Source organism: Nitrospira marina (assembly GCF_059568365.1).
The window spans coordinates 3,804,445-3,828,195 of the sequence record NZ_JCANTH010000001.1 but is presented as its reverse complement, the minus strand read 5'-3'; the positions used below and the strand labels follow the sequence as shown (position 1 = coordinate 3,828,195).

31 protein-coding genes and 1 pseudogene are annotated in these 23,751 nt (G+C 45.8%); all 32 read left to right on the top strand.

Annotated elements, in window-relative coordinates; genetic code table 11:
• Positions 1-5 precede the first annotated feature (5 nt).
• The 32 genes and pseudogenes from rplX to LX98_RS16280 all read left to right on the top strand — a co-directional run bounded on the left by rplX (position 6) and on the right by LX98_RS16280 (position 23,736).
• Positions 6-338, top strand: coding sequence for a 50S ribosomal protein L24 (rplX, locus tag LX98_RS16435; RefSeq protein ID WP_496429918.1), 333 nt, complete (start codon positions 6-8; stop codon positions 336-338).
• Positions 335-964: a 50S ribosomal protein L5 gene (rplE, locus tag LX98_RS16430; protein WP_496430621.1), complete on the top strand. Its 630-nt coding sequence runs from the start codon at positions 335-337 to the stop codon at positions 962-964. Before rplX ends, rplE begins: the two co-directional genes overlap by 4 nt.
• A gap of 18 nt (positions 965-982) precedes the next feature.
• Positions 983-1,168, top strand: coding sequence for a type Z 30S ribosomal protein S14 (locus tag LX98_RS16425; protein ID WP_312646269.1), 186 nt, complete (start codon positions 983-985; stop codon positions 1,166-1,168).
• Positions 1,169-1,228: 60 nt separating this feature from the next.
• Positions 1,229-1,636: a 30S ribosomal protein S8 gene (gene rpsH / locus LX98_RS16420; protein ID WP_442430152.1), complete on the top strand. Its 408-nt coding sequence runs from the start codon at positions 1,229-1,231 to the stop codon at positions 1,634-1,636.
• A gap of 45 nt (positions 1,637-1,681) precedes the next feature.
• Positions 1,682-2,221, top strand: a complete 540-nt coding sequence (rplF, locus tag LX98_RS16415) for a 50S ribosomal protein L6 (RefSeq protein WP_496429917.1) — start codon at positions 1,682-1,684, stop codon at positions 2,219-2,221.
• 18 nt (positions 2,222-2,239) lie between these two features.
• Complete coding sequence (gene rplR / locus LX98_RS16410) at positions 2,240-2,596, top strand: 50S ribosomal protein L18 (protein ID WP_376753610.1); 357 nt, start codon at positions 2,240-2,242, stop codon at positions 2,594-2,596.
• A gap of 44 nt (positions 2,597-2,640) precedes the next feature.
• The gene (gene rpsE, locus LX98_RS16405) at positions 2,641-3,135 is read left to right on the top strand and encodes a 30S ribosomal protein S5 (protein ID WP_312646272.1); all 495 of its coding nucleotides are present in this window, start codon (positions 2,641-2,643) and stop codon (positions 3,133-3,135) included.
• Between the two features lie 37 nt (positions 3,136-3,172).
• Positions 3,173-3,361, top strand: coding sequence for a 50S ribosomal protein L30 (gene rpmD / locus LX98_RS16400; protein WP_496429916.1), 189 nt, complete (start codon positions 3,173-3,175; stop codon positions 3,359-3,361).
• Positions 3,358-3,807, top strand: a complete 450-nt coding sequence (rplO, locus tag LX98_RS16395; RefSeq protein WP_496429915.1) for a 50S ribosomal protein L15 — start codon at positions 3,358-3,360, stop codon at positions 3,805-3,807. Before rpmD ends, rplO begins: the two co-directional genes overlap by 4 nt.
• Positions 3,800-5,113 (top strand): preprotein translocase subunit SecY, encoded by a 1,314-nt coding sequence (gene secY, locus LX98_RS16390; protein ID WP_312744118.1) that lies wholly within the window; start codon positions 3,800-3,802, stop codon positions 5,111-5,113. The genes rplO and secY overlap by 8 nt, the downstream gene beginning before the upstream one ends.
• A gap of 4 nt (positions 5,114-5,117) precedes the next feature.
• Positions 5,118-5,768: an adenylate kinase gene (locus tag LX98_RS16385; protein WP_496429914.1), complete on the top strand. Its 651-nt coding sequence runs from the start codon at positions 5,118-5,120 to the stop codon at positions 5,766-5,768.
• A gap of 1 nt (position 5,769) precedes the next feature.
• Positions 5,770-6,522 carry a type I methionyl aminopeptidase gene (map, locus tag LX98_RS16380; protein ID WP_496429913.1) on the top strand — a complete coding sequence of 251 codons (753 nt, stop codon included), beginning with the start codon at positions 5,770-5,772 and terminating at the stop codon, positions 6,520-6,522.
• A 23-nt stretch (positions 6,523-6,545) separates the two neighbouring features.
• A complete protein-coding gene (infA, locus tag LX98_RS16375; RefSeq protein WP_312646279.1) occupies positions 6,546-6,764 on the top strand; it encodes a translation initiation factor IF-1 in 219 nt (72 codons plus the stop codon).
• Positions 6,765-6,775: 11 nt separating this feature from the next.
• Positions 6,776-6,889 carry a 50S ribosomal protein L36 gene (gene rpmJ / locus LX98_RS16370; RefSeq protein ID WP_312646280.1) on the top strand — a complete coding sequence of 38 codons (114 nt, stop codon included), beginning with the start codon at positions 6,776-6,778 and terminating at the stop codon, positions 6,887-6,889.
• 63 nt (positions 6,890-6,952) lie between these two features.
• Positions 6,953-7,324, top strand: coding sequence for a 30S ribosomal protein S13 (gene rpsM / locus LX98_RS16365; protein WP_496429912.1), 372 nt, complete (start codon positions 6,953-6,955; stop codon positions 7,322-7,324).
• Positions 7,325-7,344: 20 nt separating this feature from the next.
• Positions 7,345-7,728: a 30S ribosomal protein S11 gene (gene rpsK, locus LX98_RS16360; protein WP_312646282.1), complete on the top strand. Its 384-nt coding sequence runs from the start codon at positions 7,345-7,347 to the stop codon at positions 7,726-7,728.
• A 64-nt stretch (positions 7,729-7,792) separates the two neighbouring features.
• A complete protein-coding gene (rpsD, locus tag LX98_RS16355) occupies positions 7,793-8,422 on the top strand; it encodes a 30S ribosomal protein S4 (protein WP_312744125.1) in 630 nt (209 codons plus the stop codon).
• Positions 8,423-8,503: 81 nt separating this feature from the next.
• Positions 8,504-9,490: a DNA-directed RNA polymerase subunit alpha gene (locus LX98_RS16350; protein WP_376753402.1), complete on the top strand. Its 987-nt coding sequence runs from the start codon at positions 8,504-8,506 to the stop codon at positions 9,488-9,490.
• Positions 9,491-9,512: 22 nt separating this feature from the next.
• Positions 9,513-9,899: pseudogene (gene rplQ / locus LX98_RS16345) on the top strand (50S ribosomal protein L17); the annotation flags it as partial.
• Positions 9,900-10,019: 120 nt separating this feature from the next.
• A complete protein-coding gene (lptC, locus tag LX98_RS16340) occupies positions 10,020-10,673 on the top strand; it encodes an LPS export ABC transporter periplasmic protein LptC (RefSeq protein WP_496429911.1) in 654 nt (217 codons plus the stop codon).
• 29 nt (positions 10,674-10,702) lie between these two features.
• Complete coding sequence (locus LX98_RS16335; protein WP_496429910.1) at positions 10,703-11,197, top strand: LptA/OstA family protein; 495 nt, start codon at positions 10,703-10,705, stop codon at positions 11,195-11,197.
• 208 nt (positions 11,198-11,405) lie between these two features.
• Positions 11,406-12,158 (top strand): LPS export ABC transporter ATP-binding protein, encoded by a 753-nt coding sequence (gene lptB, locus LX98_RS16330; RefSeq protein WP_496429909.1) that lies wholly within the window; start codon positions 11,406-11,408, stop codon positions 12,156-12,158.
• A 20-nt stretch (positions 12,159-12,178) separates the two neighbouring features.
• Positions 12,179-13,696, top strand: a complete 1,518-nt coding sequence (gene rpoN / locus LX98_RS16325) for an RNA polymerase factor sigma-54 (protein ID WP_496429908.1) — start codon at positions 12,179-12,181, stop codon at positions 13,694-13,696.
• A gap of 107 nt (positions 13,697-13,803) precedes the next feature.
• Complete coding sequence (rapZ, locus tag LX98_RS16320; RefSeq protein ID WP_496429907.1) at positions 13,804-14,748, top strand: RNase adapter RapZ; 945 nt, start codon at positions 13,804-13,806, stop codon at positions 14,746-14,748.
• 331 nt (positions 14,749-15,079) lie between these two features.
• On the top strand, positions 15,080-16,150 hold the full coding sequence (gene pilM, locus LX98_RS16315) for a pilus assembly protein PilM (RefSeq protein ID WP_496429906.1): 1,071 nt from the start codon (positions 15,080-15,082) through the stop codon (positions 16,148-16,150).
• A complete protein-coding gene (locus LX98_RS16310; RefSeq protein ID WP_496429905.1) occupies positions 16,143-16,706 on the top strand; it encodes a PilN domain-containing protein in 564 nt (187 codons plus the stop codon). The genes pilM and LX98_RS16310 overlap by 8 nt, the downstream gene beginning before the upstream one ends.
• A complete protein-coding gene (locus LX98_RS16305; protein WP_496429904.1) occupies positions 16,703-17,296 on the top strand; it encodes a hypothetical protein in 594 nt (197 codons plus the stop codon). Before LX98_RS16310 ends, LX98_RS16305 begins: the two co-directional genes overlap by 4 nt.
• Positions 17,297-17,366: 70 nt before the next feature.
• Positions 17,367-17,882 carry a hypothetical protein gene (locus tag LX98_RS16300; protein WP_496429903.1) on the top strand — a complete coding sequence of 172 codons (516 nt, stop codon included), beginning with the start codon at positions 17,367-17,369 and terminating at the stop codon, positions 17,880-17,882.
• A gap of 227 nt (positions 17,883-18,109) precedes the next feature.
• Positions 18,110-19,270, top strand: coding sequence for a chorismate synthase (aroC, locus tag LX98_RS16295; RefSeq protein ID WP_496429902.1), 1,161 nt, complete (start codon positions 18,110-18,112; stop codon positions 19,268-19,270).
• Positions 19,271-19,349: 79 nt separating this feature from the next.
• Positions 19,350-20,516 (top strand): 3-dehydroquinate synthase, encoded by a 1,167-nt coding sequence (gene aroB / locus LX98_RS16290; RefSeq protein ID WP_496429901.1) that lies wholly within the window; start codon positions 19,350-19,352, stop codon positions 20,514-20,516.
• Between the two features lies 1 nt (position 20,517).
• Positions 20,518-21,771: a GAF domain-containing protein gene (locus LX98_RS16285; protein ID WP_312646300.1), complete on the top strand. Its 1,254-nt coding sequence runs from the start codon at positions 20,518-20,520 to the stop codon at positions 21,769-21,771.
• Between the two features lie 174 nt (positions 21,772-21,945).
• Positions 21,946-23,736: an NAD+ synthase gene (locus tag LX98_RS16280; protein WP_496429900.1), complete on the top strand. Its 1,791-nt coding sequence runs from the start codon at positions 21,946-21,948 to the stop codon at positions 23,734-23,736.
• Positions 23,737-23,751 lie beyond the last annotated feature (15 nt).

The window sequence follows — 23,751 nt, the reverse complement described above, 5'->3', positions numbered from 1 at the left end:
TTAATATGGCTGAAAAATTTCGGATAAAAAAAGGCGATATGGTGATGGTCATCGCTGGCAAGGAGCGTGGTAAGACGGGGAAAGTTCTCCAGGTGCAAACAAAAGATGGCAGGATCACAGTTGAAAAGCTAAATATAATAAAGCGACATACAAAACCAAACGCTAAAAATAAACAGGGTGGAATCCTTGAGCGGGAAGGCTTTATGGCGATTTCCAATGTAATGGCGTATTGTGAATCTGTTAAAAAACCTTCAAGAATTAAAATGAAAACTTTCGATGATGGACGGAAAGTCCGTGTTTATCAAAAAGCTACAACTGAAGTTTTGGATAAAAGCTGATGAAATCAAAATCTGTAACCAAGCAATCAGTCAAAGCAAAAGAGAAGGCGGTAGGTTCCACCGCGGTTAAACCGAAGGATTATAGTCCACGGATTAAGGCGATGTACCATGAAAAGGTTATCCCTGCCATGATGAAGGAATTTGGGTATAAAAACCCAATGCAGGTGCCTCGAGTGGAAAGGATCGTCCTAAATATTGGTATGGGGGAAGCCGTTCAAAATGTAAAATTATTGGAAAGTGCCGCGGCCGAACTTGAACAAATAACCGGGCAAAAGCCTGTCTTGACTCGATCAAAAAAAGCCATTGCGGGATTCAAATTGCGTGAAGGAATTCCCATAGGAGCGAAGGTTACTTTAAGGGGCGCAAGGATGCATGAGTTTTTGGACCGGTTGGTATCGGTGGCTTTACCCAGAATTCGTGATTTCCGTGGGATCTCCCCGAAAGCTTTCGACGGACGAGGAAACTATACACTCGGCTTAAAAGAACAGCTGGCGTTTCCTGAAATAAAATATGATGATGTTGCATCAATTCATGGGATGGATATTACGTTTGTTACTACCGCTCAACGGAATGATGAAGCCAAATCTTTATTGGCCCACTTGGGAATGCCTTTTCGGAAACCCTAAGGAGGGAAAGGAGCGAACGTGTCAAGGTTAGCACTAAAAAATAAGGCTAAGCGAAAGCCAAAATTCACATGTCGCCACTATAACCGTTGTCCCCTTTGTGGGCGTGTGAGAGGATTTTTGCGTCGCTTCCTTATGTGTCGAATATGTTTTCGTTTCCTGAGTTTGCGGGGTGATATCCCTGGCGTAACCAAATCCAGTTGGTAGCGTACTTGTTAAACAGTTTTAGGTAGTAATTGGCAAATAATTCAATACGAGGTTTTTAGCATGTCGATGACTGATCCTCTCGCAGATTTATTCGTGCGAATTCAAAATGCGGGACGCCGTGGCCACGATTTGGTTAAAATCCCATCTTCTCGGGTTAAAAATGATATTCTGCGAATTTTTAAGGAAGAGGGATTCATTCGTGACTACAAAGCGGCTACGGGTGCCAATGGGCACCCAGTTATTGAAGTTTCGCTTCGATATGCTCCTGGTCGCCAAAAAAAATCATTCATAACTGGGATAAAACGGATCAGTAAACCGGGGTGTAGAGTATATGCCGGGAAGGAAGATCTTCCACGAGTGATGCGGGGATTGGGAATGGCTATTCTGACCACTGATCGTGGATTATTAACTGATGAGCAATGCAGGAGTTCCCAGGTTGGCGGTGAAGTTTTATGCCATGTGTGGTGATTTTGGATACCTTTTTTACTTGAATTTTTAATTAATAGGTTAACCATGTCGAGGATTGGACGAAAGCCGATATCAATTCCCAAAGGCGTCGAAGTGCGGGTCATTGATAGGAACGTTTTAGTGAAGGGGCCGTTGGGGCAACTCCAATGGGGTCTGAACCCGGGAATAGAAGCCAGTGTAGAAAAGGAAGAAGTTTCGTTGTCCAGGAAAGACGATTCAGCAAAACTTAAGGCACTACATGGACTAACACGGGCGGAACTCGCTAATCAGTTAAAGGGAGTCAAAGAGGGTTTTCAGGAAAACCTTGAGGTGATGGGGGTTGGATACCGAGCGCAAATTCAAGGGAGTGAATTAAGCTTCTCTGTCGGGTATGCTCATCCGGTGTCAATAAAATTGCCAAAAGGAGTCGAGGCGTCTGTTGACAAGCAAACATCAATTTCTCTTAAGGGAATTGATAAAAGAATTGTCAGCCTGGTGGCAGCCCAAATTAGAAGTATGAAGGTTCCGGATGTGTACAAGCAAAAAGGTATAAAGTATGTTGGTGAAATCCTTCGTAAAAAAGCTGGCAAAGCCGGCAAAAAGTAGGTTGAACTTGTGAATATACTGGAAAAACAAAAAAGGTTGCATAAGCGGAGTCGGCGGGTGCGGTTACGCATTGTAGGTTTATCTTCTCGTCCACGATTAAGTGTGTTTAGGAGTAATTCTCATATTTATGCCCAAATTATTGATGATGCGGATGGTCGTACCTTGGTTTCGGCCTCATCCTGTGACCCTGGCTTAAAGGATAAAATAAAATCTGGTGGGAATATTGAAGCAGCTAAGATGGTGGGACAGGCAATTGCTGAACGGGCAAAGGCCATACCAATTGAACTAGTGGTATTTGATCGAGGTGGCAGATTGTATCATGGTCGGGTTAAGGCATTGGCGGATGCTGCTCGTTCAGGTGGGTTAAAATTCTAATCTTGCCCAGCCACAAATTTTGCTAAAGGGAAGGATTCACTTTCGTGAGGGTTAATGTTGAAGAGCTCAATTTAAAAGATAAGCCGGTGGTAATTAACCGTGTAGCCAAAGTGGTGAAAGGGGGGAAACGGTTTTCCTTTTCCGCCTTGGTTGTCGTTGGCGATGGCGACGGTTGGGTGGGTGTAGGAAAAGGTAAAGCGACCGAAGTTCCATCTGCCATTGCTAAGGCCGTGGCTCATGCAAAAAAAAACCTTATCAGGATTCCCCTTAAATCTAATACTATCCCCCATGAGGTGCATGGGTATTTTGGGGGAGAGCACATTGTCTTGAAACCGGCAAAACAAGGTACGGGTATCATCGCCGGAGGAGCAGTACGTTCGTTACTGGAGGTGGCTGGTGCTCAGAATATCGTTGCGAAAACCCTAGGTCGGGGGAATCCGTTTAACGCCGTGAGGGCAACTATTGAAGGTTTGAGCCAACTGCGTGATCCCTATGAAGTAAGAGAGATGCGTCGAACGGCCGTCGGGATGGAAGATTAATTGATATTCAAATAACCAGTGAGGAAACCTGGAAATCATGGTGACACCAACCAATCTCTCAATCACATTGAAGCGGAGCACAATAGGCCATCCAGATAAGATGCGTGTGGTTTTATTGGGGCTCGGACTTAGGAAAATCGGACAGACTGTCAGTCGTCCGGATACAGAACAGGTACGTGGATTAATTTATAAGGTCAGGCATCTTATTGAGGTTGCTGTTTCATGAAACTACACGATTTACATCCGTCTCCTGGTTCAAAAACCAAGAAAAAGCGCCTTGGCCGTGGCCCTGGGTCCGGGTTAGGGAAGACGGCCGGGAAAGGGCATAAAGGGTTATTGGCCCGTTCCGGTCGAGCTAATCAGGCTGGGTTTGAAGGTGGGCAAATGCCACTTGCCCGCAGATTGCCCAAACGTGGGTTTACAAATATTTTCCGGATACAATATTCGGTGGTAAATCTTAAGGATCTAGTTTCTCATGAAAAAACCATGAATTTTAACCCATCAGTTTTTAGGGAAATTGGGTTAACTAAAGGGCGAAACCCACATGTCAAAATACTTGGTACTGGGGAAATTGATCGCCCGATTGTTGTTGAAGCACATAAGTTTAGTGATACTGCCAGACAAAAAATTGAGAATGCCGGTGGGCAAGTAAAGGTGATCGGCCGTGCTTGAACGGCTTATCACGAGCCTTCAAAATATCTTCAAAATTCCGGAGTTGCGTAGCCGGGTAATATTTACCTTGTCTATGCTTGCAGTTTATCGGATTGGGGCCCATGTCCCCACACCCGGAATCAATAATGAAGAGCTTTTCAAGTTTCTCACCGAAAGAGGTGGGGCCCTCATGGGCTTTCTTGATATTTTTTCGGGAGGTGCTTTATCGAGGCTCACGATTTTCGCCTTGGGCATTATGCCCTATATTAGTGCCTCGATTATATTACAGCTTCTCACAGTCGTTGTTCCGCATCTTTCAAAATTAGCAAAAGAAGGTGAGCGAGGAAGAAAGACGATCATTCAATACACCAGGTATGGAACGATCCTAATTGCCTTGATTCAAGGATTTGGTATTGCTCTCGGCTTGGAGGGAATGAATGATGGGGCATTTGTTCTTGACCCTGGTTGGCCTTTCCGGTTGATGACAGTGATTACGTTGGTGGCTGGTACGGCCTTCCTGATGTGGTTAGGAGAGCAAATAACTGAACGGGGTGTTGGAAATGGTATTTCTCTTATAATTTTTTCCGGCATAGTTGCAAGTCTTCCTAGTGCAGTGGTTCAAACCTTTGATCTATATCAGGTTGGTCAAATCAGTCTCCTTTTACTATTAGTCCTTGGTGTCGTTATGCTGGCAGTTATGGGGGCTATTGTTTTTTTAGAAAGTGGACGAAGAAAAATTGCGGTGCAATATGCCAAGCGAATAGTTGGGCGACGGGTATATGGGGGGCAAAATACTCATATTCCTTTGAAAATTAATACGGCTGGTGTTATTCCGCCCATTTTTGCCTCTTCAATTATTGCGTTTCCAGCCACGATAGCCAGTTTTATACAAGTACCGTGGGTTCAAAGCATCGGGTCCCAGTTAGCTCCAGGATCCTTACTTTATACAATGCTATATGTGGGAATGATTATCTTTTTCTGTTTCTTCTATACAGCTGTGGTGCTAAATCCTGTTGATATGGCTGACAACATGAAGAAATATGGTGGATTTATCCCAGGGATACGACCTGGGCAAAAGACTGCAGACTTTATTTATAAGGTATTGACCAGAATTACATTTGCTGGAGCTATTTATCTAGCAATCGTATGCGTTATTCCAGAATTATTAATTTACCGACTTAATATGCCTTTTTATTTTGGAGGTACATCACTTCTGATTGTCATTGGGGTGGGGTTAGATACGGCACAACAAATAGAAAATCATATGCTGATGCGGAATTATGAAGGTTTTCTTGGAAAAGGTTCCTTAAAAGGGAGAAGTGGGTAACAGAATGCGGGTTATTTTTCTGGGCCCTCCTGGAGTTGGAAAAGGGACCCAGGCAGATTTTATGGCCAAAAAGTTCAGTATTCAAAAACTTTCAACAGGAGATTTGCTGAGAGAGAGCGTTGAAAGGCGTACCAAGCTTGGAAATGAAGCAAAACTTTTTATGGAGCGTGGTGAATTAGTTCCTGATGATGTCGTGATTGGGTTAGTTGAAGAAAAATTAAATTCTCCTGAATGTCGAAATGGTTTTCTGTTAGATGGATTTCCTCGAACGGTAGCCCAAGCCAATAAGTTGTCTTCGTTTTTGGAAGAGAATGGGGAGGCCATTGATCGGGTGGTATATTTTTCCCTTCCCCAGGCGGATATAATTGAACGAATAAGCGGGAGACGAAGTTGCCCAAAATGTAAGGCCGTATACCATCTTAAGTCCATCCCACCAAAAAAAGAGGGGGTGTGCAATGTATGTGAAATACCCCTTATTCAGCGAAATGATGATAAGCCGGAAACCATTCAATCCCGATTGGTGGTATATCAAAAACAAACAGAGCCCTTAATCCAATATTATAAGGAAAGGGGAATTCTTTCCGAATTGGATGGATCAGGGGCAGTGTCTGAAGTTCGGGAGCGATTGGTAGCTCTCCTAACGCAACCCGGATAGAATGATCATCATAAAAACGGCTGAGGAAATTGAACTTATTGCTCGTGCCGGTAAAATTGTTACTCAATGTCATCAATTGCTGGTTCATGAAGTAAAGCCCGGTATAACGACACTGGAATTAGATAGACTTACAGAGGAATGTATTCTAGATTTGGGCGGAATTCCGGCATTTAAAGGGTATAGGAACTATCCCAATAGCCTCTGTGCATCAATTAATGAAGAAGTGGTGCATGGAATACCCTCAAAGCGTGAATTGAAGGACGGAGACATTATTGGATTGGATGTGGGCGCCATTGTGGAAGGGTTTTACGGAGATGGAGCTGTAACGGTTTCAGTTGGGGCGGTGCCTGAGAATACTCAATCATTGATTGCGGTCACTCGAGAAGCTTTACGTAAAGGAATTGAACAGGCTGTTGTGGGTAATCGCCTTTCGGACATATCATTTGCAATTCAAACGCATGTAGAAAGGCATGGGTATTCGGTTGTCCGTGATTTTGTGGGCCATGGTATTGGGCGTCAGTTGCACGAAGAACCGCAAGTTCCAAATTATGGGAGACCGGGACAGGGGCCACGTTTAAAGCCTGGGATGGCTCTTGCTATAGAACCAATGGTAAACGTAGGGGGGGTTGCAGTCAAAGTTCTTAAAGACGGATGGACGGCAGTGACTTGCGATAGATCACTCTCTGCTCACTTTGAGCATACCATTACAATTGAAACAAGTGGTCCACCTCGCATTTTAACAGGATGGTCCTAGGTGGAGGTTAAGTAAATTTCCTCATGGGGAAAGAAGATATTATTGAAGTTCAAGGGTCGGTTACTGAAACTTTGCCGAACGCGATGTTTCGGGTTCAGTTGGAAAATGGGCATAAAATATTAGCTCATATTTCGGGAAAGATGCGAATGCATTTTATAAGAATTTTGCCAGGAGATAAGGTGACAGTGGAACTATCTCCATATGACCTGACTCGTGGACGGATTACCTATCGGTTTAAATAGAGGTTGTTATCGTGAAAGTCAAATCATCAGTAAAACCTATTTGTGTTAAATGTAAGGTCATTCGCCGCAAAGGGGTTGTAAGGGTGCTCTGCACAAACCCCAAACACAAGCAGCGACAAGGCTAAGAGGCGTTGATGTTCGGTAGGGATTGATTAAGTTAATCCCCAAAGAAGAGAGGAAAGTAAGCAATGGCTCGAATTGCAGGCGTAGAGTTGCCGGTAGGAAAACGGATTGACGTTGGATTAACCTATATTTTTGGGATTGGGCCGGCCAGTTCGCGAGATATATTACGAAAGACAGGAGTGGCTCCTGAAACAAGGGTAAAGGACTTGCAGGAAGATGAGGTCGTCCGTTTACGTGAGACAATTGATAAGGATTATGACGTAGAGGGTGACCTAAGAAAAGAGGTCACGATGAGTATTAAGCGTTTGATGGATATTGGCACTTATCGAGGGTTACGACATCGGAAGGGTTTACCCGTACGAGGCCAAAGGACGAAAACTAATTCACGAACGAGAAAAGGACGACGTGGAGCGATTGGCGGAAAAGTTAGGAAATAAGCTGCCGAAAGGGATCTTTCATGAGTGTTAAAAAGGGAAAAAAGAAGGAAAGAAAAGTTTTACAGGTTGGGATCGTGCATATCATGGCCTCTTTCAATAATACTATCGTGACGATCACGGATATGACCGGTGGGGCTGTAACCTGGGCTAGTGCAGGTAGCCAGGGATTTAAGGGATCCAGAAAGAGTACCCCTTTCGCCGCTACGCGTGCCGGTGAAGTGGCAGCAAAAAAGGCCATGGAGTTTGGCCTTCGACAAGTGGATGTCTATGTGAACGGCCCTGGATCTGGACGAGAAGCGGCAGTGAGGGCACTTCAGTCCGCTGGCTTGCGGGTCAATCTTATTCGTGATGTGACACCGATACCCCATAATGGGTGTCGGCCTCCAAAACGAAGACGGGTCTAATTTCTTAGGGGGTTCTTTTTAAATTATCGGTTTTTCGTGAACTGGAGATAGGGGGAGAAAGTCCATGGCCAAATATACTGGTCCTGTATGTCGGTTATGTCGGCGTGAAGGGGTAAAGCTATTTTTAAAAGGGACCAGGTGTATGACTGAAAAATGCGCAATTGAGCGCCGAAGTTATCCACCTGGACAGCATGGGCAATCGCGCCGAGGGCGTGCGACGGAATACGGCACTCAGCTTAGGGAAAAACAAAAGCTTCGACGTGTGTATGGTATGCAGGAACGACAATTCCTCAATACCTACCACCGAGCCGTTCGCCGGAAAGGAATTACGGGCGAACATTTGTTGAGCCTGCTCGAACGCAGACTTGATAACGTTGTCTATCGCCTAGGTTTTGCTTCATCACGTGGCCAAGCGAGACAGTTGGTCAATCACGGCCATGTGATGTTGAATGGCCGAAAAGTCACAATTGCTTCGGTAACTGTGAACATTGGGGATATTATCGAAATTAAGGAAAAGAGTCGTCAGCTTGTACCGGTCCAAGCCGCTCTAGAAATTACTAGTGGCCGGGGAGTGCCGAATTGGTTAGAGATGGAGCGAAATATATTGAAGGGTACCGTCCAAGCCATTCCCACTAAGCAGGACATTGATGTATTGGTCAATGAACAAATTGTAGTGGAGCTGTACTCACGGTAATTGTACTGCCGGAGATAGAGCGGATGTTGCGAATTGATCACTTACATGGCCTTGGGACCAAGAAAGGGAGACGCGATCCTTATGATAAATAGCATGAAGGATTTCCAAATACCAACGAAGCTGGAATTGGAAAAGGACAGTGCTTCACCTACTTATGGCAAGTTTACAGCTGAGCCATTTGAACGAGGCTTTGGAACCACCATGGGGAATTCCCTCAGACGGGTTTTACTTTCTTCGCTTCCTGGGGCGGCTGTCACCTCCGTAAAAATTGAGGGGGTATATCATGAGTTTTCGACCATACCAGGTGTGACCGAGGATGTAACAATTCTTATTTTAAACATTAAAGCATTGCGGTTGCGTTTACATTCCGATAAGGCGAAGGCTATCCGTTTGAAAAAGAAGGGGCCTGGCGAAGTGTTAGCCGCAGATTTGTCTGTAGACCCGGATGTGGTAATCCTGAATCCAGATTTTCATATTGCTACTTTAGATAAAGATGGGATGTTAGATATTGAACTTATTGTGAAGCCAGGGCGTGGATATGTCCCCGCAGAACGAAATAAAGAAGAGGGATTGCCAATAGGAGTCATTCCGGTAGACTCAGTCTTTTCCCCCATTAAACGCGTTAATTTCAGTGTGGAAAGTGCTCGGGTTGGTCGGATTACGGATTACGATAAACTGATTTTGGAAGTGTGGACTGACGGAAGCATATCTCCACAGGAAGCTGTTACTTCAGCAGCAGGAATTCTTCGGGACCATTTGGATATTTGCCTCCCATCTGAGGAGAGGGGTGAGCCAGCTCAAGAAGAGGGCGGAGATGAGAGCAAGATGTTGATTAATCAACATCTGTTTCGAAGTGTGAATGAATTGGAACTTTCGGTTCGCGCGGCAAATTGCCTAAAAAATGCTAACATTAAATCGATAGGTGATTTAGTTCAAAAAAGCGAAAATGAAATGTTGAAGACCAAAAACTTTGGTAAAAAATCCTTAAATGAAATTAAAGAGGTCCTAGCGGAAATGGGGTTGGCCTTAGGAACCAAAGTGAGCGAAGTAACAGAATCCCATATCTAACTTTTTTCAAAGGACGTGTATTGTGCGTCATCGAAAACGCGGAAGACAATTAGGACGAAATAGTAAGCATCGGTTGGCATTATTCAGAAACTTGGTGACATCACTCATGGAGCATGAGCGAATTGAAACCACGGAGGCCAAAGCGAAAGAGCTACGTGGTATCACCGATAAATTAATTACGCTGGGAAAGCAGGGAACTCTTCAAGCCCGAAGGGGGGCCTTGCGTGTGTTACGGACCAAGCAAACTGTTCAAAAACTTTTTGATGATGTTGCCAAGCGTTTTCCTGAGCGGAACGGTGGGTATACGAGGATTATTAAAACTCGCCAACGACCAGGTGATGCTGCAAAACTGGTGGCTATTGAATTGGTCGAAAAAGGGAATGAATCTGAAAAAGAGGTAGTTCCTTCTCCGTCCAGTTAGGAATAAAACTTCGTCTTTTAAAATTAAATCTCTCACTGCTTCCGTTTCTCCAACATAGTTTCTTCTCTCCGCATTCGATTCTTCACAGGGTTAAGGTCTTTTATTTACTTGGCCTGGACCCTGTGCTATTCTTTTTTATGGGTTTTTTACCCTAAGGGTGGTCTTTCGACCGAGCACGTATTAATGCAATTTTATGGTACGAGGGCCATTTTAACTCTGCTTGTTTTAGGTATGGCCGTATTTATCGGATATCGTGTGGTGAATCATATGCAAACGCGAAGCCAAGAAACCACATCCGTACCTTTAGAGGAACAGCAAGGCGCGGATGCATGGATTCATGGGTTTACTTACCGTCAAACTCGATCTGGATCCACAAAATGGGTCGTAAATGCGGACCAGGCAAAGGTGTTTGACAAAGAGCATGTGGCTAAGTTGGAGACGGTTCAGGTGCGGCTTTTCGATAGTGAATTTCAGAAGGAACAATTGAGGATCACCTCTGAAGAGGGTGTCATGAATACTTCCAATAATGACTTTGAGCTATTGAGCAAAAACGAGAAAACCGTAATCACCTTTGAGTCTGGTTTTCAAGTATTTTCAGATAAACTGACCTGGAACGAACAAGAACGACAGATTTACACCAACGACCAAGTGACAATTAAGGGAGATGGGTTAATCATTACTGGAACAGGATTAGAGGGAGACGTGGATAAGAATGAATTTCATTTGCTCAAGAATGTGCGTGCTGAGGTGGTGTCGCCATAAGATTTTCGTCGCCGATCTCACTTGGGTGGTTGATATTCTGGCTAATTTTGGTTCTTGGTCCCATCGTAGGAAGAGGAGAAGGGCCGAAAACTTCTACGGTCATTACTTCCCATACGATGACGGCCAGTAGCGAAAAAAACCAAGCTATTTTTAAGGGATCGGTCAAAATGGTTCAAGGTGAACTGGTAGTACATTCTGATGTGATGATCGTGTATTTTAAGGAAAAGTCAGCCTCAGATCTCTCTTCGTCCACACCTTCAGGAGCTAAATCAGAATCGGGGAAAGAAATTAGTTATATTGAAGCGAAGGGTAAGGTTAGAATTGAAAAAGGGGAAAGTCGGGCTACTAGTCAACATGCTTTGTATTACAAAGCAGAGGAAAAGGTTATTTTGACTGGATCTCCAGTGGCCTGGCAGGCCGGGACTAGGATTAGTGGTCCAAAGATGACAATGTTTTTAAAAGAAAACCGGAGCGTGGTGGAAGGTGGAACCCAAGTGATTATTGAAGAATCAGAGCAAAATTGAAAATTGCAGGAGTGTCCAATTAGATTGATTGGGTCGTTCAGAATATTTCATAGAGTTCACAGAAATTGTCTTTTAAATTATGACTGAAAAGGATGAATCAACCAATTCATGGTGGAATCGAACAGATAGGATGACTGATGGTTGATCATCAAATTGAGCACCAGAATTCGCTATGATCAGTAAAAGCACGATTAATCAAGGAACTCCAATGCCTGAAGCGCTGGCGAAGTCACTTCACAAAATTTTCGCCAAAGATTTAAAAAAGAGTTTCAAGGGTCGTCAAGTCGTTAGAGGCGTCAGCTTGGAATTGTTGGGAGGAGAAGTTGTTGGGCTTCTTGGACCTAATGGTGCTGGTAAGACTACGATTTTCGATATGGTCGTAGGGCTCTGTCAACCAGATCATGGTGAAATATTTCTCAACAACCATGAAATCACTGCCCTGCCCATGTATAAGCGGGCGAGGCGAGGAATTGGTTATTTGCCACAAGAAGCTTCAATTTTTCGGCGGCTTTCTGTTGAGGACAATGTATTAGCTGTCTTGGAGACATTAGATCTTTCCACCTCTACCCGAAAAACCAGATTAGATGAATTGTTAGAGGAATTGGATCTGACCCGGCTTCGTACGCATGGTTCCTTTACCCTCTCAGGTGGAGAACGTCGACGCTTGGAGATTACGAGAGCGTTAGCTACGAACCCAAAATTTTTACTTCTAGATGAGCCTTTTGCCGGTATTGATCCGATTGCGGTGGGAGATATTCAAGATATTTTGACCAATTTAAAAAAGAAAAATATTGGCATCCTGATTACAGACCACAATGTCCAAGACACGCTTTCCATTACCGACCGAGCCTATATAATAAGCGAAGGAACCATTTTAGAAAGTGGTCCACCTGATGTCATTGTAAATAGTCCAAAAGCCAGGGCTGTCTACCTGGGCGAGCGCTTCAAAATGTTCCAATAAAGAGGAAGTGGGTTTCTGCAATGGATCTTCGGTTAGATCTCCGGTTATCTCAAAAGTTGGTGATGACCCCACAACTGCAACAAGCGATTAAGCTGTTGCAACTCTCTCGGTTAGAGCTTCAGCAGGTGTTGGCTCAACACTTAGTAGAAAATCCTCTCTTGGAAGATTTGGCATTGGAATCCCTGGATGAAGAAGCTTCGGTGGGGGAGGAGCACTCAGAGCCTGCGAAAGAGTCTGATGCCGAAAGTGAGGCGTCAGGTGAGAGCGCAGAAATTCAACCAACCGTCAAGGAAGGTGAGCCATTGTCCTCAGAAGAATGGGACAATATTTTAGGGAATGACTGGCGGCCGGCTCAGCGGGATGAAGCTTACTCGGGAGATGAAGAATTTCCTTCTTATGAGCAAACGCTCACCAAACCGACTTCTCTTGAAGAGCATCTAGATTGGCAACTCCGGCTCTCTTCTCTCGCAGGGGATGACCGGGACATTGGCAGAATGATCATTGGCAATTTGGATGAAGACGGGTATATGCGGGTGCCTCTTCCCGAATTAGCTGAGGACGCCAAATGCTCAGTTGAACATGTTGAAGAGGTGCTCCGTCAGATTCAGCAATTTGATCCTCCAGGAGTTGCGGCACGGGATTTAGCAGAATGTTTATTGATCCAACTGGATCATCTACAACATGATGAGACTGAATTTACCTCTCATCTGCATACTGCGGTACCGATGAATGTGGTGGCTGCTATTTTGAAAGATCATTTAGTCGATCTTCAGAAAAAGCGATATCAGTCTGTGGCCAAAACCTTGAACGTGACTCTGGATGAAGTTTATGAGGCTGTTCGGGTGATTGAGAGTCTAGAACCGAAGCCAGGTCGCCCCTATTTTTCGGATAGCAACTCGATTATTATTCCGGATGTCTACGTCGTCAAGTATGAAGGGGAGTGGGTCGTGCTGTTAAATGATGATGGTCTCCCTCGATTGAGGATTAGTCCATATTATCGGAGACTCCTTTCCCATTCAGGAGAAGATGCTGGGAACACGAAAAACTATCTTGAGGAGAAATTGAAAGGCGCACAATGGATTATTCGGAGCATTGATCAGCGTAACAAAACAATTGTGAAAGTCGTCAAGAGCCTTGTGAAATTTCAAGAAGCGTTTTTGGAAAAAGGGGTTCAGTATCTTCGGCCATTAGTCTTGAAGCAGGTGGCCGAAGATGTGGGTATGCATGAGTCAACAATAAGCCGGGTGACGACCAATAAATATTTGCATTGCCCTCAGGGCATTCTTGAACTGAAATTCTTTTTTAATGCAGGGATTCAAAGGGCTGACAACCGTGGAGAGGATATGTCCTCTGTGACTGTTCGTGAGATGATTCGGGAGATGGTGGCACAAGAAGATGCAGCCAATCCGTTGAAAGATCAGGAAATCGTCTCCAGGCTCCGTCATAAAAATATCTTAATTGCTCGTCGAACTGTAGCTAAATATCGAGCTGAATTACATATTGCTTCTGCTAGCCAACGAAAGCGAATTCCCACATAATTTTATACAGCGGACTTCAGGCCTTAGACCCAATTGTGAATATTTCAGATCATTGTTCTCATTGAGTTTCTGTTTCCTGCTAATCTGAAGGGTCAAAGAGTAGGTCCATGCCCGATGATTGTGAAAGCGTCATGATGCCGAAGGACATACCTGAATCTTCTTCGAAAGGCGATCCGTTGCCTCTTCAATTGATGATGGTGACGGGGACATCGGGATCTGGCAAGACCCAAGCCTTGAAGTGTTTGGAAGATTTAGGTTTTTTCTGTGTGGATAATCTTCCGCCGGCCTTATTTCAAAAATTCACTGAATTGTGTATCCAGCCAGACAAAGACGTGAAGAAGGTGGCCTTGGGGATTGATATTCGTGAGCGGGCTTTTTTTGAAGATTTATTGAGCAATCTTGAAGCCTTGCAAAGTGATGGCTGTCAGGTTGAATTGCTCTTTTTAGAGGCACAGGATGATATATTAGTCAGACGTTTTTCGGAATCACGGCGTCCGCATCCTTTACTCCCTCATCGGCCAATTATTGAAGGCATTCAATTAGAGCGTGAACGGCTACAAAGTCTTCGGGCTAGAGCCCATCGCGTCCTGGATACGTCAGAATTTTCCGTCCACGACCTTAAAGCCTGGATCATTAAACATTATCGAGAACGGGGTGAAGGGCAAGCCCTGAAAATTAGTCTCATGAGTTTTGGCTATAAATTCGGGGTGCCCTTCGATGTGGACATGGTATTTGATGTTCGATTTCTTCGCAATCCTCATTTCGTGCCTGACCTTCAGCCATTAACGGGTGAACACGCCGATATTCAACACTTTGTCTTGGACACGAGGGAGGCTAAGGTCTTTCTCGAGCACTTGAAGGAATTATTTACTTTTTTGTTGCCAATGTTTGAAAGGGAACAACGAAGTTATGTCACCGTTGCTTTCGGGTGTACGGGCGGGCGACATCGTTCGGTGGCGATCGTCTTAAGGATGAAAGATACTTTGAAAACCTTGGGCTATGACGTCACGATTCACCATCGAGAAATCTCAAAAGAGGCTACACCAGGGTAGTCTCTCTTCTTCCTTAAGTAGACTTTTCGCCAGAATCAATTTCTACAATTTCAGAGTTTTCTGTATTTAACATCTATTATTTGTAGTCTTTTTCTGAAACAAAGATTCTGACCCCTCATCAAGCAGTCTTGAATCATCGAGCCATTCCTAATATAAGGGGAATGCAACTCGTGTTGTCCTGCTGACATATTGTGAGTGCCTCCAGGTAAAACGATTACCAAGTCTAGGTAAAAATATGACATCATATTGGGGGATGGCATTTACAGGGAAAATCCCGATAAAACCCAATTGAGGTCAAGAGCCCTTGCCCATTATTGTTGGACTGAAAAAGATGAACACAGCCTGGGGAGGCATTAAAGAAAAGGTCAGAGGATTTTCCTGGAAAAGCCAGAATGTTACAGGCGTGGATGTAGGGTCCCGAGTGTTGAAGGCGGTGACTCTACAGCCGGGCCATGCATCCCCTATCCTAAAGGGTATTGTGCTTGAATCTCTTCCCTTTACACCTAATCAAAATTCTCCAACTGATCTGGAGGATGACCGACGTCTAGTCCAATTTCTTCGAAGACAGTTATCCCCTTTTCCCCGTGCGGTGGGGATTACGGTTTCGAGTCCCCACGTTTTGTTGAAGAGACTGACATTTCCTTACATGTCGGAAAAGGATCTTCGAGAACACCTAGCTTTGGAGCTTGACCGGTATATCCCTCTTGATGTTCAAGGTGCCGTGTGGGACGTGTATCGACACAAAGATTCTGAGGCCCTGGACAACGAAAAAATTCAGACAGTTCTCGTTGTAGCAAAGAAGGAATTCATCGAGGCGCGAGTGCGACAATTTGAAGGGCAAGGGATGCACGTCCGCTTTGTCGATGTGGATGCCTTTTCACTTGTGAATATGGTTGCCTACAACTATGGACATGAGGGAAGGTGGATGATGATTCATCTCGGACCAACCGGCATTCTTTCGGTGATGATGGAAGAAGGGCGTCTTATGCATATGCATCAAGTATCCTACGAGGTCGAGTGGTATGGAGACCTGCTTGACGGGGTGCAAGCGGCTTTAGAATCGGCGGATGACGGGTTTAAGTTAGGGGCCTCGGAAACTCTACTTCTCGAACAATTTTTCAACGAAACGATTAAGCAGGTTATCGAAAATATCAAGTATGCTTCAGAAGGAACTGACATGGGAATGGTGCAGGGCGTGTTCCTGTCAGGAGGATATTCGATGCTGGAGGGACTTCAATCGAGACTCGCTGATTCATTGCACGTCTCTGTAACCTTGGTTAACCCGTTTAAAAAAATCAAGGTCCCGCAGGAGATACAACAGGATTCTCGCTTTCAGAAAGCTTTGCCGTTATTTGGTGTTGCGGTTGGCGCGGCGTTGCGTGGGGCAATCCCTCATGATTGAAATTAATTTGGCTCGTTCACTTCAGCGGCAAGTTAATCCCCATGAGCATTCAAGCCTGTTTTGTTGGCTAGTGGGTGCAGCGGTATTTGTGGGATTTGGAGTGGTAAGTTGGTTGTGGACGCAATCTTTGCAAGAACAAGTTGATGCATTGTTTCAAGAAAAAACGATCAAAATGCAGGATCTTGCTCAGATAAAGGAAAGCCTCGATGAATTGCAGCGATTTAATGAACAAAAAGTCCTCCTTACGACCTCCATCGAGCAGCTCAGTGATCAGGAGAGAGAAAAGGCTTGGCCGGTGAAATTGCTGGATGGAGTTAGTCGAAATGTCGAAAAACTTGATATTTGGTTGGAGCGGATACAACTTGAATCACGGGTGGTGGAATTGCGGGGACAATCATTGGCACTAGAGGACATCGGTAAATTTATGGAGGGGTTGGAGAATGATGGAATTATCGTGCGTTTACCTGTAGTGGAAATTCTTGATCACCCAGGAGGAGAATCAGACGTCTTTCCCTTTTTAATTCGTTTTGTATGGGATCAACAGGCGACTACATGATGGCACAGTGGAAGTCATTACCCGTTTGGTGTCGATTCGGTTTCCTGGTTGGAGTGATGCTGGTCTGTCTATTGGGTATTCACTTCGTGATGTGGGATTCGATGAATAACTCGATTAAGCAGTTGCAAGAGGAAGTTTCTCGCCTAGCTCAGGAGAGTCGAGGACTCACGAAAAAAACAGAATCCCTGAATTCCATAGAGAAGGAAGTCAACAGCTTGCGTGATAATTTAGCCACTCGAGTTCAACAATTTCCTGAAAATATAGAATCAAAGAACTTTCGAAGGGATGTCATCGAAATTGCGAAACGAAGGAATGTGACCGTTCGGGTTTGGAAACCTGAACGTCCTTTGACCGAGTTTCCGCTTTCTGAATTTTCGATACCCATTGTCCTCAGGGTAGAAGGGAATTTCCAGGGGACCGTTCAATTTTTGGATGACTTGCGACAGCTTGCATGGGTTGAACGTATTCCTTCCATTACCCTGGCCGGAAGGCCAGACAACGAACATTCACCTCTCGTCAGCACGAATCTGGTGATGCACGGGTTAACTCCCTTAGGTATTGAACATGTTCAGCAGATGCTTAAAACTTAATCGAACCGATCAATGTCAGGCGGGATTGCGAAATTCTGGAGCCATAGACATTCGAAGCAGGATCTCCACAATGTCTACCTACTTGAGAGGGTTCGGGTGCTACTCGATCTGTGTTGGGATTGTGCTTAATTGGGGGGGGGTAATGGGAGTGGCGGTTGCGGAAGGCACCTCCTCATCAACTTCTTACCTAAACAGGCAAGTTACCTCCAGCCTTATTGAGGACAATTCACGACGAAATGACGGGAGTCGTCGAGACCCTTTCAAGCGGATACCTCAGCCGCGTCTGTCAACTCCTAAAGTTACGGCGCCATCAGATAAGGACTCGAAAATTGTTCCCTTGCCGACTAATCCGGATTGGAGACTTCTCGGTGTGATTCATGGCCGAGATGGGCACCAGGCGATCATTCAAGTATCTCCATCGAAGCGAGTGTTGGTCCAAACGGGATCTGAACTCGCTCGATCAGGATGGACGATTAAGACCATCAGTGAGGAGGAGGTGCTACTTCAGTACCTCTCCTCAGCCCCCTCATTGAAGGAGGCTTCCTCGCCAAGAACCTTCATTCTTTCCTTTCCCACCATCAAATAATCATGATGAATATTCTGGTTGAGAAAGCCTGAAAAAACCTTCATAATCTGTACTCTAAAAGTCCGTCGGGGGACTCGTTCCGCAATGGGAGCTGGTGATTGATCATTATCCGTATCTCAAGGCTACAGCTAAAGGCTTGGATAGATCGTCCTGGTCAGTTGGGTGGGAACCTCTTAAGAGAGAACATGCTACCGGCATGAGTATTTAATGAGCCAAAAAGGAATGCCATGTTGCGATATTTAAATGCGGGGGAATCTCATGGAAAAGGTCTAATGGCTGTGGTAGAAGGGGTTCCATCTGGATTACCGGTCACAGCCGAAGGGATTAATGTGGATTTGATTCGCCGACAGGGGGGATATGGGCGTGGCGGTCGAATGCGAATTGAAAAGGACCGGATTGAATTTATTTGTGGAGTTCGAAAAGGGAAAACGTTGGGAAATCCGCTAGGACTGTTGATCTGGAATAAAGATTGGGAAAACTGGAAAGACATTATGGCGTCCGAACCTGGTCCCCCCTCCACTGAACGAGTGGTGACTCGTCCACGGCCGGGCCATGCAGATTTAGTTGGAGCCATCAAATATGGGCATAGCGATATCCGCAATGTGCTGGAAAAGGCCAGTGCCAGGGAGACAGCGATTAGGGTTGCCATTGGTGGCGTGGCGAAATCATTGCTGGCCGAGTTTGACATGCGAGTGGTCAGTTACACCATGGACATTGGAGGGGTTGCAGCTCCCAGTCCGAATGATCCGTTGATGGCGTATGAACAGGCAGAACAATCTGAGGTGCGATGCCATGACCCTGAGACGGCAAAAAAAATGGTTGAACAGATTCGGGCAGCCAAGCATAAAGGAGATTCCTTAGGCGGCATTTTTGAGGTTGTGGTCACGAACGTTCCGATCGGTCTGGGAACCTATGCTCAATGGGATCGGCGCCTCAGTGCTCGCTTGGCATTTGCTGCGATGAGTATTCAAGCGATGAAGGGCGTAGAAATTGGGATGGGATTTGAGTCGGCCCGCCGTTTTGGATCTGAAGTGCATGACGATATTTATTTCGACAAAGCCACAGGACAATTTACCAGAAAATCGAACAATGCCGGTGGGTTGGAAGGCGGTATTACGAATGGGCAACCGATCGTTCTCCGAGTGGCTATGAAACCCATCGCGACTCTCTATACTCCCAAAGACAGCGTGGACATCGAAACAAAGGAACCGTTTGAGGCCACGGTAGAGCGCTCAGATATTTGCACTGTTCCGGCTGCCGGCGTCGTGGGCGAAGCGGTGATTGCCTATGAAATGGCCAATGCCCTGATTGAAAAATTTGGTGGAGATACGTTGGATGAAATGAAAAGAAACTTTGAGGCTTATCAAGAGTATGTCCGCACGTTTTAATCCTCTTGCCCTGAACTCCTCTCGTGGCAGGTTTCTATCGTTTCTTGGAATAAACCTGCTTTGTGGTGACCTCCGCTAGATGAAGACCTCTGAATTCTCGAAACATGTTCCGGTTTCATTGGGAGATCGGAGTTATCAAGTCCTTATTCAACCTCAAATTCTGCCTCAAATAGGCCGTGTGCTTCAGGATGTTGGATTGTCAGGGCGAGTTGCCATTGTGACCAATCCAGTCGTCAATGAACTCTATGGGCGGGTAGTTTCCCGTGCCTTAAAGCGGAGTGGATTTTCTCCATTTCTTGTGGTGATACCCGATGGAGAAAAGGCCAAATCCATGTATTGGTTGTCAAAAATACTGGATGAACTGGTAACCCAACGACTAGAACGGCAGGAAGTGGTGTTAGCATTAGGTGGAGGGGTTGTGGGAGATGTGGCTGGGTTTGCGGCCTCAGTTTATCTGCGGGGCGTTTCATTTGTCCAAGTGCCGACGACATTGGTGGCTCAAGTAGATTCAAGCGTGGGTGGGAAAACAGGGGTCAACCATCCAATGGGGAAAAATTTGATTGGGGCCTTTTATCAGCCACGTGTCGTAGTTATTGATCCGCAGACATTGCAATCTCTTCCAAAACGTGAATGGATAGCAGGGTTAGCGGAGGTGATTAAGTATGGCATGATTGCGGATCCAAAGTTTTTTGAATATTTAGAACAACACGTTGATGACCTACGCTTACAATCAGAGCATGTCATCCCGACCGTCATTCGGCGGTGTTGTGAAATTAAAGCCGAAGTGGTGGGTGGAGATGAACGGGAATCGGGACGCAGACGCATTTTGAATTATGGCCACACCGTAGGCCATGCACTGGAAACCTGGGGTCGTTATAGAACATGGATTCATGGAGAAGCGGTGGGAATTGGCATGGTGCAGGAAGCCGCCATGGCACATTTTTTAGGGTTGTGTACGAAGGAGCTGGTTGAGCGACAACGCGACTTGATTCAGGATGTTGGGTTGCCCGTTGCCATGCCTTCCATGACTTTTATGGATCTCTGGGAAGCCATGCAACACGACAAAAAGGTTGTAAAGGGTCAAATCAATTGCGTGGTACCCACCACAATCGGGAAGGTCAAAATCGTTCCCCTGGTTCGACAACGTATTCGCCAATGGTTTACTTCCAGTCAGTCCTCTCGTGGGAAACGATTGGAGCCTGTTCCACAGGCAGTGAGCCGTCCACATCTATCCAAGAAAAAATAACATGGCTCCGATCCGTCCTTCGACTATGGAAGACCTCAAGCACCTTGTTCGGGAGCGGACCCGTGAAGTGCAGATTCTTCACCGAATCAGCGAATCCATCAGTAGTACTTTGGAACTGGAAACGGTATTAAAGCAAATCGTGGAAGTGGTTGTGGAAGTGACGAAGGGGGATGCCTGTCTATTGTATTTGATCTCTGAAACAACAGACGAGCTTATTTTACGTGCATCGAAAAATCCTCATCCCCGTCTTATCGGGCGGATATCCATCGGTTTGGGAGAAGGGATTACCGGGTGGGTAGCACGAGAAAAAATTCCCGTAGTGATTCCTCGCAATGCAAGTGATGACGCCAGATTTAAGTTTTTTCATCGTCTGCCGGAAGACCGCTATCAGGCGTTTGTGTCAGTTCCCATTACGAGTAAGGGGAAAATGGTCGGTGTCATCAATGTTCAGCATAAGCGGTCAAAGCGGTATGCTGAAGAGACGCTCGCGCTCTTATTGACCATTGCTAATCAGGTCGGCGGCGCCATTGCCAATGCCAGATTGTATGATGATATGCGACAAAAAGCGCGTCGACTTGAAACGCTTTCCCAAGTATCGGAAACGGTGGCGTCTAATCGACTGATAGAGGATGTACTGCAATTAATTGTTACCATGACGGCTCAGCTGATGAATTCAAAAATTTGCTCGATCATGCTTGTCGACCAGGATTCGGGGGAATTACGTATTGCAGCCACTCAAAGCCTCAGTGATGCGTATCGGCGGAAGCCACCGTTGAAGGTTGGGCAGAGCATGAGCGGACGAGCGGTGCAGGATCACCATCCGGTGTATGTCCCGGATGTGAAGGCAGAAGATGGGTATTTTTATCGGGATTTGGCGAAACAGGAAGGATTGCATTCTTTATTGTCCATTCCCATGCTCATGAAGGAGAATCCGATTGGGGTAATTAATGTATACACTTCCAGTTATCATGCATTTTCAGATGAAGAGGTTACCACGCTTCAAGCCATTGCGAATCAATCTGCCGTCGCCATTGAGCACACTCGGCTTATGGAAAAGTCGTTTGAGATGCAAGAGGCTCTAGAAGTGCGAAAATTGGTAGAGCGTGCTAAAGGGTTTTTAATGGCGTCTAGGGGATTGTCAGAGCCTGAAGCATTTCGCCTTATGCAACGACAAAGCATGAATCTTCGAAAATCCATGAGAGAAATTGCCGATGCGATTATTCTCGCGGAGGAACTTCAACGGGCGACTCAATAAGCATCCCTAGGACGATTTATCATTGAATTAGGCGTTTGAGGAGACAGTCTTTGAACGGATTCTTCATTGCTTGTATAATACCTTGAGGGGCGACAACGACGTCTTCCCGTATATGTTAGCGTAAAGGACAATGGCGTCCTCGGTTCCGATGGGACAGAGGACGTTTTTTTTATCATGATGATTCGATTAGCGATGGTGCAGATGAATGCGGTGGTTGGGGATCTTGAGGGGAATACCCGCACCATTTGCGGATGGATCCGCGAGGCGAAGAAAGCCAAAGCTGATGTGGTTGTCTTTCCGGAGTTGGCCGTGTGTGGGTATCCTCCAGAAGATCTGCTCCTCATGCCGAAGTTTCTATTCGATATTAGTCGGATGCGGGACCGTATTACCAAAGTCACGACGGGGATTATGGCGGTAGTGGGAAGTGTGACTGAATCTGACCGTCTTGCTGAACATCCTCTCCGGGATCACGTACAAAATCGAAGGAAGCCCTTGAATGCGGCGTGGGTCCTGGTCAATGGTCAGGTGAAAAGATCGTATGCCAAATGCAAGCTCCCCAATTATGGGGTGTTTGACGAAGAGCGATATTTTCAACCGGGACGAACCAGTCCGGTCTACTGTCTGGGCCCGTTACGAATTGGAATAAATATTTGTGAAGACATATGGTTTGCTGATGGTCCGGCTAGTCGGCAGGCGGTATATGGGGGCGCTCATCTGGTTCTCAACATTAATGCCTCTCCTTATCACGTCGGAAAAACCCACAATCGTGAACGCATGTTAGCCATTCGGGCGAAAACTAACAATGTCATGGTCAGTTATACCAATATGGTCGGAGGACAGGATGAATTGGTCTTTGATGGGAATAGTCTCGTCATGGATTCCACCGGTGTGGTCCTTGCGCGGGCAAAAGCCTTTGAAGAAGATCTCCTGCTTACCGACCTTCAGATTCCTTCAACACCAAAGGGGAAATCGAAAAGGACTGGAAAAGCATCCGAAGTTGATGGGGAAGATGTTCGGGTTCCGATGTTCCGTATGGGGTGGACGCCGAGGTGGCCGAAGTCCGGCGCTTCAGGTGTCAGAAGGCTCACACCGGTGCTGGGTGAATTAGAGGAGATATACCGGGCACTCGTGCTAGGAGTGCAAGATTATGTGAGGAAGAATGCCTTCTCAAGGGTTCTTGTGGGTATCAGCGGAGGAATTGATTCGGCTTTGACGGCATTGATTGCCCGCGATGCCTTAGGTGCGTCCAATGTGATGGGTGTAATGATGCCATCCCCCTATACTTCTAGAGAAAGCCGTGAGGATGCTCGTCAGCTAGGAAAAAAATTGGGAATCGAGATACGGCATCTTTCGATAACGAGAGTGTTCAGGGTTTTGCTTGAGGTGTTGGGTAAGTCCTTTCAGGGTTCTCAGGCTGATACGACGGAAGAAAATTTGCAAGCTCGCATCCGCGGAACACTGCTGATGGCTCTTTCCAATAAGTTCGGATATTTAGTACTGACCACGGGAAATAAAAGCGAAATGAGTGTGGGATATGCCACGCTGTATGGCGATATGGCTGGTGGGTTTGCCGTGATCAAAGACATTCCCAAAACGAAGGTGTATGAGCTTTCTCGCTGGCGAAGTGAGTATAGGGGCTCTGATTTTGACCGGGTGATTATCCCTGAAAGAATTCAGGTGCGTGCTCCTTCCGCTGAGTTGAAGCCCGATCAGACGGATCAGGATACCCTCCCTCCCTATCCGGTCTTAGATGCCATTCTACAAGCCTATGTTGAGGACAATGAGTCAGTGGGCAAAATTGTAAAGATGGGCTATGATTCTCATGTTGTGCGAACTGTCATGGGGATGGTGGATCGGAGCGAATACAAGCGTCGACAAGCCCCAGTGGGCATTAAAATAACCTCGAGAGCGTTAGGAAAGGATCGGCGCATGCCGATTACGAACCGATATTTTTCTGGAGCGTAACCTGAATGTGTGACA